1 protein-coding gene is annotated in these 1,228 nt (G+C 40.1%); it reads right to left on the reverse strand.

Annotated elements, in window-relative coordinates; translation table 11 throughout:
- Nucleotides 1–76 precede the first annotated feature (76 nt).
- Nucleotides 77–1,126, reverse strand: a complete 1,050-nt coding sequence (locus Ga0466249_RS25745) for an IS30 family transposase (protein WP_215832360.1) — start codon at nt 1,124–1,126, stop codon at nt 77–79.
- Nucleotides 1,127–1,228: the final 102 nt, after the last annotated feature.

Genomic DNA, 1,228 nt, shown 5'->3' on the forward strand with positions numbered 1-1,228 from the left:
CCTAAATTGCAATAAGAAGTTGAACTAGTCGTGCCAAAAGAGTTCTATTCGGTTTTAGCAAAGGCGGAATGACAGGCTATGCTGCATAGATATGATCGAGCTGTTGTTCAAATAATTCAGCAGGAGTACTATAGCCGAGAATTTTTCTAGGTAAATGGTTGCACCAGTCCTCGATCATAGCAATTTCATCAACGCTGTAGCCAGTGATTCGATGTCCTTTAGGAATAAATCTTCGCAGTAACCCATTATGCCTTTCATTCGTACCTCTTTCAAAAGAAGAGTATGGATGAGTAAAATACACCTGCGTAGCGGTTGTTTTCTCAAGGCAGCTTAAATCTGCAAATTCTTGACCATTATCACTTGTGATGGTTTTAAACACAGCGTCAAAGCCTTTGCCGTATTCTTCTTTTAACTCGTTGATGGCTGCCATTACCGCGCTTGCTGTTTTACTCGGTATTTTCCTGGCAATGTAATGGCGTGTTTTACGCTCAGCTAGGGTCAATAATACAGCATCATCCTTAGATTTTGTACCGATTACCGTATCAATTTCCCAATGACCGAATTCTTGGCGGGAGTCAACGGTTTCATCTCTTTCTGTAATACTTCGCCCGAGTTTTCGTTTGTTTTTCTGCACTCTGGAAGATTTGGTGTTTCGCCTTAATTTTTGCGGTAAGTCGGCATTTTTAATCGGTATTAGCCCTAAATCAATGTAATTATACAAAGTCTTTGTACATACACGCTCTTGGCGGTGAAAGCGATTCTGAAGGACGGTTTCACCTACAGTGGCATCGATTGACCAATTTTGTGAATGCATCTGATTCACTACATAGTCGATAAATTCAGTAGCGCAAAGACATTTAAATTTACGAACGCTATTTTGGCGCTTGGCTTCATAATTGCGTTGTCCTACATCAGCAAAATAAACATTTACGCGCTTACCTTGACGAATTTGTTCTACCGAACCACGTTTAATTTCATTACGGATCGTATTGGATGCACAGCCGAGTTCTTTTGCGATTTTATATGCTGTGTGACCGTCTTTGAGACGCAGTTCAATTACTACTCGGTGACAAAGCAGTAAGTGTTTATTTTTTGAGTGACTTGTGGTAGAGTGAGGATAGTCCATAGCGATTGTCCTTTCTGTGTGATGTGTTCTTCGCAAAACCATCTTAGCACAGTTACAATCTCTATGGATTTTTTTTAGTTCAATTTCATTTTACAATGAGCC

Origin of the sequence: Pelorhabdus rhamnosifermentans, from assembly GCF_018835585.1 — a bacterium.
Taxonomy (GTDB): Bacteria; Bacillota; Negativicutes; order UMGS1260; family UMGS1260; genus Pelorhabdus; species Pelorhabdus rhamnosifermentans.